This is a genomic window from Bordetella petrii (assembly GCF_017356245.1).
GTDB lineage: Bacteria > Pseudomonadota > Gammaproteobacteria > Burkholderiales > Burkholderiaceae_B > Bordetella_A > Bordetella_A petrii_D.
The window spans coordinates 692,504-709,189 of the sequence record NZ_JAFMZZ010000004.1 but is presented as its reverse complement, the minus strand read 5'-3'; the positions used below and the strand labels follow the sequence as shown (position 1 = coordinate 709,189).

The 16,686-nt window shown below is 68.8% G+C and carries 17 protein-coding genes; 7 read left to right on the top strand and 10 right to left on the bottom strand.

Annotation, left to right across the window (positions count from 1 at the left end):
• Positions 1–94 precede the first annotated feature (94 nt).
• Positions 95–1,003 carry a LytTR family transcriptional regulator DNA-binding domain-containing protein gene (locus tag J2P76_RS21445; protein ID WP_207409872.1) on the bottom strand — a complete coding sequence of 303 codons (909 nt, stop codon included), beginning with the start codon at positions 1,001–1,003 and terminating at the stop codon, positions 95–97.
• A gap of 12 nt (positions 1,004–1,015) precedes the next feature.
• Positions 1,016–2,182, bottom strand: coding sequence for an alpha-hydroxy acid oxidase (locus J2P76_RS21440; protein ID WP_207409870.1), 1,167 nt, complete (start codon positions 2,180–2,182; stop codon positions 1,016–1,018).
• Positions 2,183–2,260: 78 nt separating this feature from the next.
• Here J2P76_RS21440 and J2P76_RS21435 point away from each other — a divergent pair, with 78 nt between their 5' ends.
• From J2P76_RS21435 to bioD, 5 genes are all read left to right on the top strand, one after another.
• Positions 2,261–2,545, top strand: coding sequence for an acylphosphatase (locus J2P76_RS21435; protein WP_207409868.1), 285 nt, complete (start codon positions 2,261–2,263; stop codon positions 2,543–2,545).
• Positions 2,546–2,567: 22 nt separating this feature from the next.
• Positions 2,568–3,053 (top strand): thioesterase family protein, encoded by a 486-nt coding sequence (locus tag J2P76_RS21430; RefSeq protein ID WP_207409866.1) that lies wholly within the window; start codon positions 2,568–2,570, stop codon positions 3,051–3,053.
• Between the two features lie 320 nt (positions 3,054–3,373).
• Positions 3,374–4,714 carry an adenosylmethionine--8-amino-7-oxononanoate transaminase gene (gene bioA / locus J2P76_RS21425; protein ID WP_207409864.1) on the top strand — a complete coding sequence of 447 codons (1,341 nt, stop codon included), beginning with the start codon at positions 3,374–3,376 and terminating at the stop codon, positions 4,712–4,714.
• A 1-nt stretch (position 4,715) separates the two neighbouring features.
• Complete coding sequence (gene bioF / locus J2P76_RS21420) at positions 4,716–5,909, top strand: 8-amino-7-oxononanoate synthase (protein ID WP_207409862.1); 1,194 nt, start codon at positions 4,716–4,718, stop codon at positions 5,907–5,909.
• A gap of 1 nt (position 5,910) precedes the next feature.
• A complete protein-coding gene (gene bioD / locus J2P76_RS21415; RefSeq protein ID WP_207409860.1) occupies positions 5,911–6,663 on the top strand; it encodes a dethiobiotin synthase in 753 nt (250 codons plus the stop codon).
• On the opposite strand, the gene J2P76_RS21410 is transcribed toward bioD, so the two are convergent.
• The gene (locus tag J2P76_RS21410; RefSeq protein ID WP_207409858.1) at positions 6,608–7,513 is read right to left on the bottom strand and encodes a LysR family transcriptional regulator; all 906 of its coding nucleotides are present in this window, start codon (positions 7,511–7,513) and stop codon (positions 6,608–6,610) included. The two genes, bioD and J2P76_RS21410, sit on opposite strands and share 56 nt — an antisense overlap.
• A gap of 121 nt (positions 7,514–7,634) precedes the next feature.
• Here J2P76_RS21410 and J2P76_RS21405 point away from each other — a divergent pair, with 121 nt between their 5' ends.
• Entirely contained in the window at positions 7,635–8,501 is an 867-nt protein-coding gene (locus tag J2P76_RS21405; RefSeq protein WP_207409856.1) for a pirin family protein, read from the top strand.
• Positions 8,502–8,585: 84 nt separating this feature from the next.
• Positions 8,586–9,212, top strand: a complete 627-nt coding sequence (gene ycaC, locus J2P76_RS21400; protein WP_207409854.1) for an isochorismate family cysteine hydrolase YcaC — start codon at positions 8,586–8,588, stop codon at positions 9,210–9,212.
• A 25-nt stretch (positions 9,213–9,237) separates the two neighbouring features.
• Here the strand turns inward: ycaC and J2P76_RS21395 are convergent, their stop codons facing one another.
• The 7 genes from J2P76_RS21395 to dctP all read right to left on the bottom strand — a co-directional run bounded on the left by J2P76_RS21395 (position 9,238) and on the right by dctP (position 16,637).
• Positions 9,238–10,020 carry an IclR family transcriptional regulator gene (locus tag J2P76_RS21395; RefSeq protein WP_242697636.1) on the bottom strand — a complete coding sequence of 261 codons (783 nt, stop codon included), beginning with the start codon at positions 10,018–10,020 and terminating at the stop codon, positions 9,238–9,240.
• Between the two features lie 107 nt (positions 10,021–10,127).
• On the bottom strand, positions 10,128–11,108 hold the full coding sequence (locus J2P76_RS21390; RefSeq protein WP_207409849.1) for a DMT family transporter: 981 nt from the start codon (positions 11,106–11,108) through the stop codon (positions 10,128–10,130).
• A 20-nt stretch (positions 11,109–11,128) separates the two neighbouring features.
• Positions 11,129–12,439: an NAD(P)/FAD-dependent oxidoreductase gene (locus tag J2P76_RS21385; protein ID WP_207409847.1), complete on the bottom strand. Its 1,311-nt coding sequence runs from the start codon at positions 12,437–12,439 to the stop codon at positions 11,129–11,131.
• Positions 12,440–12,444: 5 nt separating this feature from the next.
• Positions 12,445–13,734: an NAD(P)/FAD-dependent oxidoreductase gene (locus J2P76_RS21380; protein ID WP_207409845.1), complete on the bottom strand. Its 1,290-nt coding sequence runs from the start codon at positions 13,732–13,734 to the stop codon at positions 12,445–12,447.
• Positions 13,731–15,032 (bottom strand): TRAP transporter large permease, encoded by a 1,302-nt coding sequence (locus tag J2P76_RS21375; protein WP_207409843.1) that lies wholly within the window; start codon positions 15,030–15,032, stop codon positions 13,731–13,733. Before J2P76_RS21375 ends, J2P76_RS21380 begins: the two co-directional genes overlap by 4 nt.
• Positions 15,033–15,044: 12 nt before the next feature.
• A complete protein-coding gene (locus J2P76_RS21370; protein ID WP_207409841.1) occupies positions 15,045–15,539 on the bottom strand; it encodes a TRAP transporter small permease in 495 nt (164 codons plus the stop codon).
• A gap of 66 nt (positions 15,540–15,605) precedes the next feature.
• Positions 15,606–16,637: a TRAP transporter substrate-binding protein DctP gene (dctP, locus tag J2P76_RS21365; protein ID WP_207409840.1), complete on the bottom strand. Its 1,032-nt coding sequence runs from the start codon at positions 16,635–16,637 to the stop codon at positions 15,606–15,608.
• Between the last annotated feature and the right edge of the window lie 49 nt (positions 16,638–16,686).

Below are 16,686 nucleotides of genomic sequence, written 5' to 3'. Positions count from 1 at the left end.
TGATCCCAAAAACCACAAGAATCGCTACCGTCTAAGGATGAAACGACATGCCGGTCTGACGAATTGCATGCCGGCCGCCGGCCTGCGGCGTGTTTCAGACGCCCATGCGCTCGCGCAGCAATTTGCGATACGAGCGCGACACCGGCCAGCCCCGATCGGCGGCGCGCATGCGGATCTGCCAGCGGTCGGTGCTGCGCCGGTCGATGCCCACCACATGCAGGGCGTTCACCACGGCGGTGCGGTGAACCCGGAAGAAGATTTTTTCCGGTAGCAGCGTCAACCACGTGCCCAGCGAGCGCGAGTCCAGCACCATCGACCCGTTCGCCAGCCAGATTTCGCTGTAGTTGCCCGCCGACCGCGCGCCGACGATGGTCTCGGGCTGCACGCCATGCACCACGCCGCGCATTCTCAAATAGACCAGAGACGCCGAACTGTCATATGGCGTAAGCGGGTGCTGGCCGCGGCCACCGCCATATTTGGCCTGGCCGATCAGCCCGGCGCACTGAAACAGCGCATCGACCTCGGCATCCGGCCATTCCCGATAGTTCGCGGTAGTGTCGAAGCCGATGACGCCGTACAGCTTGCCCTCGTTCAGGATGGGCACGCTCAGCACGCTCTTGTTGCCCTGGCGGATGAATTCCACCTGCAGGGGCCGGGCGACGCGCGGCAGCTTGCGCACGTCGCGGATCGCCACCGCCCGGCCTTGCACCATGTATTTATGCAGCCAGGCAATCAGCGTGGTGGGAACGTCCTGCAGCTCCGCCACATACGGCGTCGTCTGCCCGCGGCACCACTCATGGGTATTGCGAAAGCGCAGCATGTCCGGCCGGTACTCCAGCATCCACGACCGGTCGACATCCGAGGTCTCGCCCATCAGCGCCAGTAATTGCGAAATGGCTTCGTCGATGGGGTATTTGAGCAGGCTGAGCGCGCACTGGTATACCCAATCGCCCAGCGGCCCCGGCGCCGGGCCGGCGGTGTCGTGGATCTTGAAGCACGCCACGGCGGCAGCCGGCTACGTCGGATACGTACCCGGCAGCAGCACGCTGCGGTCGCCCGGCGCCAGGGACTTGCGCCCGCACAGCGCCATGGTGACGTCCATTTCCTTGTACAGGATTTCAAGCGCGCGGGTCACGCCCGCCTTGCCGCAGGCCCCCAGGCCGTACAGGAACGCGCGCCCGATCATGGTGCCGCGCGCGCCCAGCGCCACGGCCTTCAGCACATCCTGCCCCGAACGGATGCCGCCATCCATCCACACCTCGATGCGCGAGCCCACCGCGTCGGCGATGGCGGGCAGGGCCGCGATCGACGACATCGCGCCATCGAGCTGGCGGCCGCCGTGGTTGCTGACGATCAGCGCATCGGCGCCGCTGTCGGCCGCCAGGCGGGCATCCTCGACATCCAGGATGCCCTTCAGGATCAGCTTGCCGCCCCAGCGCTGCTTGATCCATTCGACGTCGGCCCAGCTCAGGCGCGGGTCGAACTGCTCGGCGGTCCATGACGACAGCGACGACAGGTCGGTAACACCCTTGGCATGGCCGACGATGTTGCCGAAGGTGCGGCGCGGCGTGCCCAGCATGCCCAGGCACCAGCGCGGCTTGGTGGCCAGGTTGATCAGGTTGGTCAGGGTGGGCTTGGGCGGCGCCGACAAGCCGTTGCGGATGTCTTTGTGGCGCTGGCCCAGAATCTGCAGGTCCAGTGTCAGCACCAGCGCCGAGCAGCCGGCGGCCTTGGCGCGGTCGATCAGGTTGGCCACGAACTCGCGGTCGCGCATCACATACAGCTGGAACCAGAACGGCTTGCCGGTGGCGCGCGCCACGTCTTCGATCGAGCAGATGCTCATGGTGGACAGCGTGAAAGGCACGCCGAACTCGGCCGCCGCCTGCGCAGCCACCATCTCGCCGTCGGCATGCTGCATGCCGGTCAGCCCGGTGGGCGCAATGGCGACGGGCATCACGGCGTCCTCGCCCGCCATCGTGGTGCGCAGCGAGCGGCCTTCCATGTCCACCGCCACGCGCTGGCGCAGCTTGATCGACTGGAAGTCGGTTTCGTTGGCGCGATAGGTGCCTTCGGTCCAGGCGCCGGAATCAGCGTAATCGTAGAACATGCGCGGCACGCGCTTCTGCGCGAGAACGCGCAAGTCTTCAATGCAGGTGATCTTGGCAAGGTTCGCGTTGTTCATGGGACACTATTATTGGAAAAATAGAGGACCAAAGGGCGTAGCAAGTATACGCGCGCCCCTCGTACAAGGAATCGCAGCATGCAAGTCCCCCAACTCGAAACCGTGCACGTCATCGTCAAGGGCGTCGTGCAGGGCGTGGGCTACCGGCACGCCACCGTGCGGCGCGCCCACATGCTGGGCGTCACCGGCTGGGTGCAGAACATGGAAGACGGCACCGTGCAGGCCATGGTGCAAGGCACCCCCGACCAGGTCGACCACATGCTGGAATGGCTGCGCCGCGGCCCCCCGGCCGCCATCGTGCGCGACCTGGCCACCCAGCGCGAATACACCGACAAGCGCTATGCGCGCTTCGAACAGCTGTAGCCCCCACTCCATGGAACCGCTCATGTCCGATCACGCCAGCCTGCCCAGCACCCAGCTCATCGTCCAGCCAGACTGGACCGACCTGTACGGCCACATGAACGCCGCCCGCTACGTGCGCGTGTTCGACCACATCGGCTTCCAGCTGCTGGACCCCCTGGGGGTGGGCGAAAGCTATACGCAGGCCACGCGCTGCGGCATCTACACCGTCGACATCGCCGTCAACTACCGCCGCGAGCTGCTGGCCGGCGATCCGCTCGAACTGCGGCTGCGCGTGCTTGGCGCGGACCACAAGCGCCTGCTGTGCCTGATGGAACTCTTCCAGACCCGCGACAACTACCTGGCCGCCACCATGGAACAACTGTCGGTGCACGTGAACCTGGACACCCGGCGCAGCCAGGCATTTCCCGACGCGCTGGCGCAATCGCTGCAGGCCGCCGCGCAGGCGCATGCGGCGGCGCCGCTGCCCGAACGCCACGTCAGGCGCCTGACCCTCGCGCCGCGCGCCTAGCCGCGCATTTGGGCCGGGCGTCTGACTGCGCAGATGCCAGACACCCATGCCCGCCCCACACGCGCCGAGACACAAAATGTTTCATCTGAGACGCCTTGCATGTACCCCGCGATTAGGCGCCTGATGCCGGCACGATCCCCGTAACGCGCCGCCTATTTTCCGCATCATCCCGCTTCGCACCGCCAAAACACCTGAACCCGCAGGGATTGCAGCCCCCGCCACGGCTTTCCTAATATCCGCCGCTCAACCGCCTGCCGGCGCTTACCGCCCCTGCCGCGACATCGCGGCCCGCCGGCCGGGCATTGCTTCAGGAGCCGCGGATGCACCACCACGCCCCCTCATCGAACGCCGCTCGATGGCGCGCGCGCAGCCTGCGCCATGTCTGGCACCCGTGCACGCAGATGAAGCGCCAGGCCGCCATGCCGCTGCTGGCGCTGTCGCACGGCGAAGGCCCGTGGCTGGTCGACATGGACGGCCGCCGCTACCTGGATGGCATCAGTTCCTGGTGGGTCAATCTGTTCGGCCATGCCAATGCGCGCATCAACGCCGCCCTGCATGACCAGCTGGCCCGCCTGCCGCACGCCATGCTGGCCGGCTGCACCCATGCGCCGGCGGTCGAGCTGGCCGAGCGCCTGTCGGCCCTGACCGGCGCGGCGCTGGGCCACTGCTTTTATGCGTCGGACGGCGCGTCCGCGGTGGAAATCGCCCTGAAGATGAGTTTTCACGCCTGGCGCAACCACGGCCGCGCCGCCAAGCGCGAATTCGTCTGCGTGCGCCACGGCTACCACGGCGAAACCCTGGGCGCGCTGGGCGTGACCGACGTGACGCTGTTCCGCGATGCCTACGGCCCGCTGCTGCGCCAGGCCCATGTGGTGGCCTCGCCCGACGCGCGGGCCGCGCAGGCCGGCGAAGACGCGGACGCCGCCGCGCGGCGCGCCGCGGCTGAACTCCAGGCGCTGCTTGAACAGCGCCACCCGCACATCGCCGCGGTGATCGTCGAGCCGCTGGTGCAATGCGCGGCCGGCATGGCGATGCATGCGCCCTCGTACCTGCGGCAGGTGCGCGAACTGTGCGACCGCTACCAGGTACACCTGATCGCCGACGAGATCGCGGTGGGCTGCGGGCGCACCGGCTCGTTCTTTGCCTGCGAGCAGGCCGGCATCTGGCCCGACCTGATGACCCTGTCCAAGGGCATTACGGGCGGGTACCTGCCCCTGTCGCTGGTGCTCGGCACCGACGCCATCCACGCCGCCTTCTACGACGACGACGTGGCGCGCGGCTTCCTGCATTCGCACTCGTACACCGGCAACCCGCTGGCCTGCCGCGCCGCGCTGGCCACCCTGGACATCTTCGAGGAAGACAGCGTCCTGGCGAACAACCGCCAGCGCGCCGCGCGCCTGGACGCGGCCCTGGCGCCGCTGCGCACGCATCGCGCCGTGCGCCACTTCCGCCGCGCCGGCATGATCTGGGCCTTCGACGTAGCCGCCGATGCCGGCTTCGGCCAGCGCTATGCGGCCGCGGCGCTGGCGCGCGGGCTGCTGCTGCGCCCCATCGGCAACACGGTCTACCTGATGCCGCCCTACGTGCTGGATGACGACACCGCCGCCTGGCTGGCCCGCGAAACACTGGCCACGCTCGACGACGCCCTGGAGGGCCATTGACATGCAGCTGCTGGACACTCTGCAAGCCTCACTGCGCGAACTCGACGCGCAGCATCTGCGCCGGCGCCGGCGCACCACCGAATCGCCCTGCGCGCCCCACGTGCGCGTGGACGGGCGCGACATGCTGGCCTTTTGCAGCAACGACTACCTGGGGCTGGCCGCGCATCCCGCCATATCCGCCGCCCTGGCCGAAGGCGCGGCGCGCTACGGCGCGGGCAGCGGCGCATCGCACCTGATCAGCGGGCACAGCCGCGCCCACGCGCAGCTGGAAGAACGGCTGGCGGCCATGCTGGCGCCGCACCTGGAACAGGCGCGCGCGCTGTACTTCTGCACCGGCTACATGGCCAACCTGGCCGTGCTGGGGGCCCTGGCCGGCCAGGACGCCGAGATTTTCTCCGAATCGCTCAACCACGCCTCGCTGATCGACGGCGCCCGCCTGGCGCGGGCCCGCGTGCAGATATACCCGCATGCCGACACGCAGACCCTGACCAGACAGCTGGCGGCCAGCCGGGCCGGCACGCGCCTGATCGTTTCCGACGGCGTGTTCTCGATGGACGGCGACATCGCTCCGCTGCGCGAGCTGCTGGCGCTGGCCGAGCGCCACGGCGCCTGGCTGGTGATCGACGACGCGCACGGGTTCGGTGTGCTGGGCGAACACGGCCACGGCGTGCTCGAACATGCCGGCCTGCGTTCGCCCCACCTGGTATTGATGGGCACGCTGGGCAAGGCCGCCGGCGTGGCGGGAGCCTTCGTGGCCGCGCATGCCACCGTCATCGATTGGCTGGTCAACCGCGCCCGGCCCTATATCTTCAGCACCGCCGCCGCCCCCGCGCAGGCGCACGCCCTGCTGGCCAGCCTGGACCTGATCGAAGGCAGCGATGGCCGGCGGCGGCGTGCGCACCTGCGGACACTGACGCAACAGCTGCAGGCGCGGCTCGGCCTGCGCCAGTGGCGCCACCAGCCCACGCCCACCGCCATCCAGCCTGTCCTGCTGGGCGAGAACGCGCAGGCGCTGCACGCCGCCGCCGGGCTGGAACGCCTGGGGCTGTGGGTGCCCGCCATCCGCCCGCCCACCGTGCCGGCGGGCACGGCGCGCCTGCGCGTCACGCTGTCGGCGGCGCATACCGCCGCCGACGTGGACAGGCTGGCCGCCGCCTTGAACCAACTGGACAGCGAGGCCGGCCATGCGCCATGACATGCCGCAACGGCCCGGCGACTACTTCGTCACCGGCACCGATACCGAAATCGGCAAGACCCTGATCGCGTGCGCGCTGCTGCACGCCGCGGCGCGCCAGGGATGGACCACCGCCGGCGTCAAGGCCGTGGCCGCCGGCGCGGGGCAGGTGGGCGGCCGCTGGGTCAACGAAGACGTGGAACAGCTGCGCCGGGCCAGCTCCATGGACTTGCCCGATGCCGTGCGCTGCCCGTATGTGCTGCCCGACGCCGTGGCGCCGCACATCGCGGCGGCCGCCGCGGGCGTGGCGCTCGACCCGGCGGTGATACAGCAGGCCTACCGCCAGGCCGCGGCCCGCGCACAAGCGGTGGTGGTGGAAGGGGTGGGCGGCTTCCGGGTGCCGCTGGACGATGCCAGCGACACCGCCGACCTGGCGCGGCAGCTGGACCTGCCGGTGATCCTGGTGGTGGGCATGCGGCTGGGCTGCATCAGCCATGCCCTGCTGACAGCCGAGGCGATCGCCGCCCGCGGGCTGCGCCTGGCGGGCTGGGTGGCCAACCACGTCGACCCGGCCATGCCGCAGGCGCAGGCCAATGTGCAGGCCCTGGCGCAGCGCCTGCCCGCGCCCCTGCTGGGCCGCGTGCCCTACCTGGCCGAAGCCGACCCGGCCGCGGCGGCGCGGCACCTGCGGGTGGCCGCGCTGTATCCGTCCGCGCCGCTCAGTCCTCTTCCAGCGCGTCGAAGCGGTCCGCCAGGAAGTCGATCAGCGCCCTGACCGACGGCAACTGCCCGCGCCGCGATGCGAATACCGCATGGATGATCTCGCGGCGCGGCGCCCAGTCGGGCAGCACTTGCGCCAGTTCGCCGCGCTGGAATTGCTCGCGCAGCATCATGGTGGGCAATTGCACGATGCCCACGCCCGCCACCGCCGCGGTCCGCAATGCCAGCATGCCGCGCGTGACCAGGCGCGGCTGGTGGCGCACCGCGGCATGGGCCCCCTGGGGGCCCAGCAGGTTCCACACATGCTCGCCTTGCGGCAGGCCCAGCGCCAGGCTGGGCAGGCCGCCCAGGTCGGCCGGGGCGCGCGGCACGCCGGTACGCCGCAGCAGGCCCGGGCTGGCCACCAGGCACTGGCCGCGATCGGCCAGCACGCGCATGACCAGGTCGCTGTCTTCCAGCGGCGGCGGCCGCACCCGGATCGCCACATCGATGCCTTCGGCCACCACGTCCACCCGCCGGTTGGTTTCTTCCAGGTGCAGTTGCACCAGCGGGTACTGCACCATGAAATCGGCCAGCATCCCGGCCACCCGCGCATCCAGCAGTGCCACCGGGCAGGTTACCCGCACCGTGCCGCGCGGCTCGGCGCGGGTCAGCGCCACGGCCTCTTCGGCAGCCTCGGCCTCGACCAGCATGGCCTTGCAATGCGCGTAATAGGTCTGGCCGATTTCGGTCACGGCGAACTGGCGCGTGGTGCGCAGCAGCAGGCGCGCGCCCAGCCGCGCTTCGAGCAGGGCGATGCGGCGGCTGAGCTTGGATTTGGGCATGCCCAGGGCGCGGCCGGCCGGCGCGAAACCGCCATGGTCCACCACCTGCACGAAGTAATACAGGTCGTTCAGGTCTGGCATATCGTTCACCATATAGAACGGTAAGAGCGAATTTTAGGGCCTACCGCGCGCATTGTCCCGAAACTATAGTTTTCTTCATGGAGGTTGCGGCACGGGCCGCAGCCCGCAGTGGAGAAAGCCCATGAAAAAGGTTCTCGGTGTCTACAGCGCTCCGCGCCCCCATTGGGTGGGCGACGGCTTCCCGGTGCGCTCGATGTTCAGCTACGACAGCCACGGCCAGCACCTCAGCCCCTTCCTGCTGCTGGACTACGCCGGCCCGGCCCAGTTCGCCCCGGCCGCCAAGCCGCGCGGCGTGGGCCAGCATCCGCACCGCGGCTTTGAAACGGTCACCATCGTCTACCAGGGCGAAGTCGATCATCGCGATTCCACCGGCGCGGGCGGCCACATCGGCCCCGGCGACGTGCAGTGGATGACGGCGGCCGGCGGCATCCTGCACGAGGAATTCCATTCCGACGCCTTCACCCGCCAGGGCGGCGCGCTGGAAATGGTGCAGCTGTGGGTCAACCTGCCGGCCCGCGACAAGATGTCGGCGCCGGGCTACCAGACCTTGCTGGACCGTGACATTCCCGTGGTCGGCCTGCCCGGCGAAGCCGGCCAGGTGCGCGTCATCGCGGGCGAGTTCGACGGCCGGCGCGGCCCGGCGCGCACGCACACGCCCATCGATGTATGGGACGTGCGGCTGCGCCAGCAAGGCACGGCCACCTTCGAACTGCCCGAAGGCCGCACGCTGGCGCTGGCGGTGCTGCACGGCACGGCGCAGGTCAACGGCACCGACATCGTGCGCGAAGGCCAGCTGGTGCACCTGTCGCGCGAAGGCAGCCAGGTGCAGATCGAGGCCAACAACGAGGTCACGCTGCTGCTCTTGAGCGGCGAACCGATCGACGAGCCCATCGTCGGCTACGGCCCGTTCGTGATGAACAGCCAGGCCGAGATCCGCCAGGCCATCGACGACTTCAATCACGGCCGCTTCGGCCAGATGGCCCACTGACCCTGTCCGCGCCGCCGCTTCCGGCGGCGCGGACGGCTTACCCGCCCGTCCCGGGCACCTTCCCGCATTTACCTGGAGACCTCCATGACCAAGCCCTACGTCCGCCTGGACAAAGACAACGCCGCCGTATTGCTGGTAGACCACCAGGCCGGCCTGCTGTCGCTGGTGCGCGACATCGATCCGGACAAGTTCAAGAACAACGTGCTGGCGCTGGCCGACCTGGCCAAGTATTTCAAGCTGCCCACCATCCTAACCACCAGCTTCGAAGACGGCCCCAACGGCCCGCTGGTGCCCGAACTGAAGCAGCTGTTCCCCGACGCGCCCTTCATTCCGCGCCCCGGCCAGATCAACGCCTGGGACAATGAAGACTTCGTCAAGGCCGTCAAGGCCACCGGCAAGAAGCAGCTGATCATCGCCGGCGTGGTCACCGAAGTGTGCGTGGCATTCCCGGCCCTGGCCGCCCTGGAAGAAGGCTTCCAGGTGTTCGTGGTGACCGACGCATCGGGCACCTTCAACGAACTGACCCGCGATGCCGCCTGGGACCGCATGAGCAATGCCGGCGCCCAGCTGATGACCTGGTTCGGCGCGGCCTGCGAACTGCACCGCGACTGGCGCAACGACGTCGAGGGCCTGGGCACGCTGTTCTCGAACCACATCCCCGACTACCGCAATCTGATCACCAGCTACAGCACGCTGACGCAGCGCAAGTAGCCTGGCTTTGTTGCCGCTCCGATGGCTAACCGGTATAGCCGCGCCGAAACGGCGCGGCCGCCCCGGGCGTGGGCGGCGTGGTGGAAATCAGGCGGCTGGTTGCCAGCAGGTTCGGCACCAGCTCACGCTTCATGCGCGCCAGCGTCCAGCGCGTGGTGGGGGCCGAGATATTAAGCGCCGCGGCCGGGCGGCCGCGCTTGTCGAACACCGGCACGGCCACATTCAGATCGCCGCGGTAATACTCGCCGTTGGCATAGGCGTAGCCCTGCTCGCGCGCCTCGGCCAGCATGTCCATCAGCGGGCCCAGGTCGGTCACGGTATTGGGCGTGAACTTCGGGCGGGGCGATGCTTCCAGCAGCTCGCGCGCCTGTTCCGGCGGCAGCATCGACAGCCAGGCCCGCCCGGCCGATGTGCAGAACATCGGCAGACGCCGGCCCAGGGGCATATGGACCCCGGTCGTCAGGTGCGTGGCAAAGCGCGCCACATAGACCATGTCGGTGCCGTACGGCTCGGCCAGGTTCACGGTCTCGGAAATCTGGCGGTTCAAGTCGAGCAGATACGGGTTGGCGCGTTCGACCAGGGCGTCCACCAGCAGGTATCGATAACCCAGTTCGAGAATCTTGGGCGTCAGCGCATACCGCTTGCTGTCGGGGTCTTTGCTCAGAAAGCCCAGGGTTTCCAGGGTATAGGCGAAACGCTGCGCCGAGCTCTTGGATATCCCCGCGGCCGCGGCCATCTCGGGCAGATTCATGAACGGGCGGTCGGGCCCGAACGCGGCCAGCACGTCGATTCCTTTGGAAAAGGACATACTGAACAGCGGCGAGGCCATGGGATCTTCCATCACCGCATCACTTTCTTTTTTTTTGCGTCCGGCCATAAGGCAAGCCCTGTCTTCAATGGGATAGATTGTAGCGGTCAGCCCTCGCGCCCAGGATCGCGCGCCGCGCGCCGGCCCGCGCGCGACGGCCACAGCACCAGGCAGCTGCCCGCCGCGATGACCGCCGCGCACAGGGAAAAGACCGGCGGCAGGCGCTCGCCGAACAGGACGCTGCTGCAGGCGATGCCCACGAAGGGCGTCAGGGCCAGCAGTTGGCCGGCCACGGTGGATGGCACGCGGTTCAGCAGGCGGCTCCATGCCCAGACCGCCATGGCGGTGGGCACCAGCCAGTTCCACACCATGATGGCCGCCAGCGGCCAGGTCACATGGGTGGTCCGATCCGACTCCAGGATCAGCGCGGCCACGCCGATGGGGCACGCGGTTGCCGCCAGCTGCCAGAACGTCTGGGACAGCAGCGAAGCGCGCCACTGCCGCCTCCCGTACAACGCCGCGCCCAGCCCCCACAGCGCGGCCGCGGACAAGACCAGCGCCATGCCCAGGGGCACGCCCGGGCTTTTCCAGTCGATGACCGAGGGGTCCAGGAACAGCGCCAGGCCGGCCATGCCCAGCCCTACGCCGGCCAGCTGCCGCCAGGCCAGCCGCGCCTTGCCCATCAGGCTGCTGAACAGCGCCGCCCACACCGGCATGCTGTAGACCAGCGTCACGGTGCGCCCGGCCGGCAGGAACTGCAGGGCAATGCTGACCAGTCCCAGCACGGAAGCGAACTGCAGCAGCCCGATCAGCGCCAGCCGGGCCCGCTCGCCGGGCGGCGGCAGCAGCGCCGCCTCGCCCTTGATGCGCATCAACAGTGCCACCACGATCGCCGCGCCCACAACACGCGTCGTGGAAAAGGTCAGGGGCGGCATGTCGGCCAGGGCCCGCTTCATCAGCGGATAATTCGAGCCCCACGCGAACACCACCAGCGCGGCGTAGGCCAGCGTCGCGGCCAGGCCGCCACGGGCCCAGGCGGAATCGTGTGCGGGCGCAGGCGCGGAAACGGTATCGGGCCGGCTCGTCATGGCAGGGTGCGGGCCGCGGGTCACCACCGCAACTGGTCCCGCAGCTTGTAGTAGGCCGCCATCAAGTTCATGACCGGCAGGCGCCAGGAATGAAGGGGCAGTTGCGGCATGCCCCCCTGCATGGGGCCGCATTCCATGCCGGCGCCCAGCGCCATCTCGGCCGCCACCCTGCCCAGCAAATGCGTCAATGCCACGCCGCGGCCGCCATAGCCCGCCGCGAAAATCACGCGCGGCGAATGGCGCACAACATGGGGAAAGTCGTCCAGCGTCACCGCGACCTTGCCCGACCACTGGTGCTCGATGGGCGCGTCGCGCAACTGGGGAAACAGGCGGCGCAGGCCTGCCACCAGATTGCGGTAGATTTCCGGCGTCTCGGTGCCGGTCAGCGCCCCCCGGCCGCCGAACAGGACGCGCTGGCCGGGCACGCGCCGAAAGTAATTCACCAGATGACGCGTATCCGTTACCAGGTGGCCCTCGGTGAACATCGTCGCATACAGGTCATCGGGCAGTGCGCGCGTGGCCACCACCGACGTCGCCACGGGCACGATGCGCCGCTGCAGGCCCGGCGGCAGCGGGAACAATTCGGTATAGGCATTGCTTGCCACGATGACGGTGGCGGCGCGCACCCGGGCCTCGGGCGTCTCCACGACGCATCCCTGCGCGTCTTCGCGGATGCTCACCACCGGCGTGTTCACATGGATGGGCACGCCGGTGGCCGCCAGTGCCGCGGCCAGCTCGCGGGCATAGGCCAGCGGGTGGATGCCGGCCGCCCGCGTATCCAGGTAGCCGCCCTGGTACGCACGCGAACCGATCAGGCGGGCCGCCTCGTCGGGCGGCAGATAGCGGGGGTGGCGGTCGCCGGCCTCGGCGGCCAGCCATGCAATATCGTCGCGCAGCGCCTGCGCGTCCTGCCGGGTATAAGCGGCCGTGATGTGGCCGCAGCGCGAGAAGCCGCCATCCAGCTTGAAATCGGCCACGTTCTGTTCCAGCGCGTCCACCGCGTCGAGCACCAGCCGGTGCAGCAGCCGCGTCGAATCATGGCCGAACTGGCGGGCCAGGGCCGCCCAGCCCGACTTGTAGCGCAAGACGGCCATGCCGCCATTGCGGCCGCTGGCCCCCCAGCCCGCGTCATTGGCCTCCAGGATGCAGGCCTGGGCGCCGCGCCGGCTCAGTTGCAGCGCCGCGTTCAGCCCGGTGAACCCGCCCCCCACGATGGCGCAGTCCACCTGCAGTTCGCCGCGCAGCGGCAACAGCGCGGGCGGCGGCGCGGCGGTCGCGTTCCAGATCGAAGGGGCATGGGGTACAACATCGACGGCAGCTACATTGTCCATGGATATCACGCAGGAAAGCCCAGGGCATCGCGCAGGCGATGCCAGTGGATGGCGGCATTGACCGCGGGCCCGCGCAGGGCGTGCCAGGGCAGGGCGCCGATGGAAGAAACCGGAAAATCCAGCGCGCCCGCGGCACGCCCCAGCGCCGCTTCGGCCAGCGTCGGCCCGAAGCGCGTCGCCAGGGCCACGCCGCGTCCGCCGAAACCACAAACCGTCCACAACCCGGGCTCGGGATTACCCAGATGCGGCACATCGTCCAGTGTGAGCGAGACGCGGCCGGACCACACGCAATCCCAGCCGATGTCCGCAAGCTGCGGAAAGCGCTCGCAGGCAGCCTGGCGCAGGCGCGCCAGGGTTGCGGGCCCGGCCAGCCCGGAACGAGGCCCCCGGCCGCCGATCACGAACCGGCCATCGGGCGACAGGCGGCAATAGACGGTCAGCTTGCGCGCCTCGGATACGCCCGCCCGGCGCGGCAGCACCGCGCGCCGGATGTCGTCGGGCAATACCCCGGTTGCCGCCTGGGCGCTGGTCACGTGCAGCATCGAACGCGCCTGCGCGGGGTACAGCGTATCGGTGTAGGCGTCCGTGGCCAGCACCACGGCGCGGGCGGCGATGCTGCCCTGCCGCAGCCGCAGCATCCATCCTTGCGGCGCGCGCTGCAGCTGTTCAACCGTACTGTGCGCGTGCAGGCGGGCGCCCGCGCGCGCCGCTGCGGCCGCCAGTCCCAGCGCCAATTTGCGGGGTTGCACCGCGCCCGCCCCCGACTCCAGATAGCCGCCCGCATAGTGCGCGGATCCGGTCAGTTTTGCCATGTCGTCGGCATACAGCGCTTCCGCCCGCGCCCCGGCCTGCTGCAAAGCCCGGGCACGCGCGTGCAGGACGCGGCAGGCGCGCGGCGTCACCGCCGCCTGGATCCAGCCATGGCGCGTCGCATCGCAATCGATCGACAGGCGCTCGATCAGGCCGAAGGTGTAGTCGGCCGCCGAATGCGCGAAGGCCAGCATGCGGCCGGCCGCGTCGGCGCCAAAGCGCGCCGCCAGCGCATCGGGCGCCGGCTTCAGGCCCGGCACCACTTGGCCGCCGTTGCGCCCCGAGGCCCCGGCCGCAAGCGGGCCCGCTTCCAGCAGGATGGGCCGCGCGCCCGCCTCGGCCAGCGACAAGGCCGTCGACAGGCCGGTAAAGCCGCCGCCGATGACGGCCACCTCGCAGTCATGCGCGCCCGGGGGCAGCGGCGGCGCGGCGGGCGTGGCGGTCTCGTCGTCCCAGAGTATGCGGGCCGCGGCCATGGCGGTCATGTGCCGCCCTTCATCACAAGATTGGGCAGCCACAGCGCAATATCTGGCACCAGCGCCAGGATCAGCACGCCGACCAGCATCAGGATCCAGTACGGAATCGCCGACAGCGCCGCGCGGCCCAGCGAGACTTCGCCGTTGGTAATGGCGGTCAGCACGAACAGGTTCATGCCCACCGGCGGGGTCAGCATGCCGATCTCGATCAGGATGGTGATGATCACCCCCGTCCAGACCGGATCGTAGCCAGCCGCCATCATCAGCGGATAAACGATCGGAATCGTCATCAGCATCAGCGAAATGCCGTCGAAGAAGCAGCCCAGCACCAGGTAGGCGGCCACGACGACGATCAGCACGGCGTACTTCGACAGGCCCATGTCGGTTACCGCCCCCACCAGTGCCTGCGGGGCGCCCATGATGGTCAGGGCCTGCGCCAGCACCAGCGCGCCCAGCATGACCGTGGCAATGGCCCCGAATACACGCGCCGAAGTAAAGAACGCGCGCCACACCTTGGGCAGCGTCAGCTCGCCCCAGCAGAACCCGGTAATAATGGCCGCCACCACGCCCAGCGCGGCCGCCTCGGTGGGCGTGGCCAGGCCCATGTACATGGTGCCCAGCACCGCGAACGCCAGGAACGCCACGGGCCAGATGCGCACCAGCCCGCGCAGCCGCTGCGCCATCGGGATCGCGGGCTCGACATTGCCCATTTCTTCGGGAAAGCGCCGCGCGCGCAGCGCGATGATGGACATGAACATGCAAGCCAGCATCAGGCCGGGCAACACCCCGGCCAGGAACAGCCGGCCGATCGACACCCCCTGGGTGGCGCCGTACAGCAGCAGCGACAGGCTGGGCGGGATCAGCAACCCGAGTGTGCCGCCGGCGGCCAGCGTGGCCACCACCTGCCCGCGGTTGTAGCCCCGGTTGCGCAGTTCCGGATAGGCCACCGAGCCCACCGCGGCCGCGGTCGAGGTGCTGGCGCCGCTGACGGCGCCGAAGACCGTGCACACGGCAATATTGGTATGCAGCAGCCCGCCCGGCACCTGCCTGAAAAAGGGCGACACCGCATTGTAGATACGCGACGACACCCCGCTGACCAGCAGGATCTCGCCCATGAAGATGAAGATGGGCACCGCCGACAAGGTGAAATCGACGAAAACGTTCCACACTGCCGTAATGGCCAGATCTTCACCGCCTCCGGCGGCAAAGCGCAAAATGGACAAGCCCGTCAGCGCCAGGCCGATACCGATGGGCACGCCCGTCAGGCCGGTGACGGCCAGCCCCGCCAGCAATAGCATCCATACCATGCCAGGCTCCCGTCAAGCGCCGCTGGGCGGCAAATCGCTGTCGCCGGCCGGCGCGCGCCGGGGCCGGAACAGAGTAAATCCGGCCACCAGCACGCAGGCCAGCACGATCAGCGCCATCCAGGGCCAGAGCGCCAGGCCGGCGATATCGGTGCGCGCCTGGACCTGGTACGACACCAGCGCGAAATCGTAGGCATAACTGCCGAACCAGAGCGCGAACAGGATAATCAGCCCGTTGGCCAGCCGGTCGGTCCAGCGCCTGAGCGCGGGCGGATAGCGGTCGGTCAGCAGCGTCACTTCGATATGCTGCCGGTGCAGCGTGACGTAGGGCAGCGCAAGAAACACCAGTGCCGAGAAAAACAGCCCGACCAGTTCCTCGGTAAAGGAAAACGGCGCCCCCACCACGTAGCGCATCACCGCCGACAGGGCCACGAACAGCGTCAGCGCGATGCCGAAGCACGTGGACAGCCGCAGCAAGAAAGCGGCGATGCCTTTTGCAAGTATGTACATGAATGTGCTCCGGACGCGGGGCGGATGCCGCGGCACCCGCCCTCGCGTCATGATTGCCGCGCGGGCCTACCAGCCCAGCGCCTTGATCACCCGTTCGTGGTTTTCCAGGGCCTTGCCGCCCACCTGGCGAGAAGACTCGTTCCAGACTTCCCGGGCGGCGTCGGCAAAGCGCTTCTGGTCGGCTTCGGGAAAGGGCGCCAGCACCGTGCCGCCCTTTTTCTTCCATTCTTCTTCCGACGCCTTGTCGACCTGGCCCTGCAGGTACGCGTCGAACGATTCCTTCTCGATTTTCGCGGCCGCATCCTGCAGAATCTTCTGCACGTCCGGCGGCAGCGCATCGTAGGCCTTGTTGGAAACGATGATGTTCAGCGGATGCAGCACATACGGGAACAGGTACGACGCATTGGGCGCCACTTCCTGCAGCGACACCGTCAGGCCGAAGTGAATCGGATACACCGCACAATCGATCACGCCCGTGCGCATGGCCATGTACAGGTCATTCTGCCCCACGATCTGCGCGGCGATGCCCAGCTTGTTGAAGGTATCGGCCTGGGCCTTTTCCCACACGCGCACCTTCTTGCCCTTCAGGCCGTCCAGCGTGTTGATGGGCTCTTTGCACATCACGTGGGTGTCGCGCACCGGGTGCGCCACGAAGCCCAGCAGCTTGATGCCCCATTTGTCGTAAGTGGCCTGGTAGATGCTTTTCAGCGTGGGCGCCAGCTTTTCCAGCTGCTCGGGCTTGGGCACCACGCCCGGAGGCAGCGTCACGGCGTACTCTGGCTCGTCGCGCGTCATGTAGCCCGGATACAGGCCGGCGATCTGGATTACGTTGCCGCGCGGCAGCACCCGCAGCATGTCGACGTCTTTCACGCCCAGCGTGGCGCCCGGAAACAGCTTGATCTCCAGCTTGCCCGCCGCCTGCTTGTTCACCTCGTCGACGAACTTCTTGTAGTACTGGGCCTCGACCCGCGCCGGCACCCATACGATGTGCATTTTCCACTGCGCTGCCGCGGCGGCCGCTGTACCGGCCGCCAGGCAGGCCGCGGCCGCCGCCACGCAGGCAAGCAGCCGGGCCGTCCAATATTTCCCCTTGTGCATCGCGATCTCCTTCATGTGATTCAGGTATGTCGAGATACTGCTTTGTCGA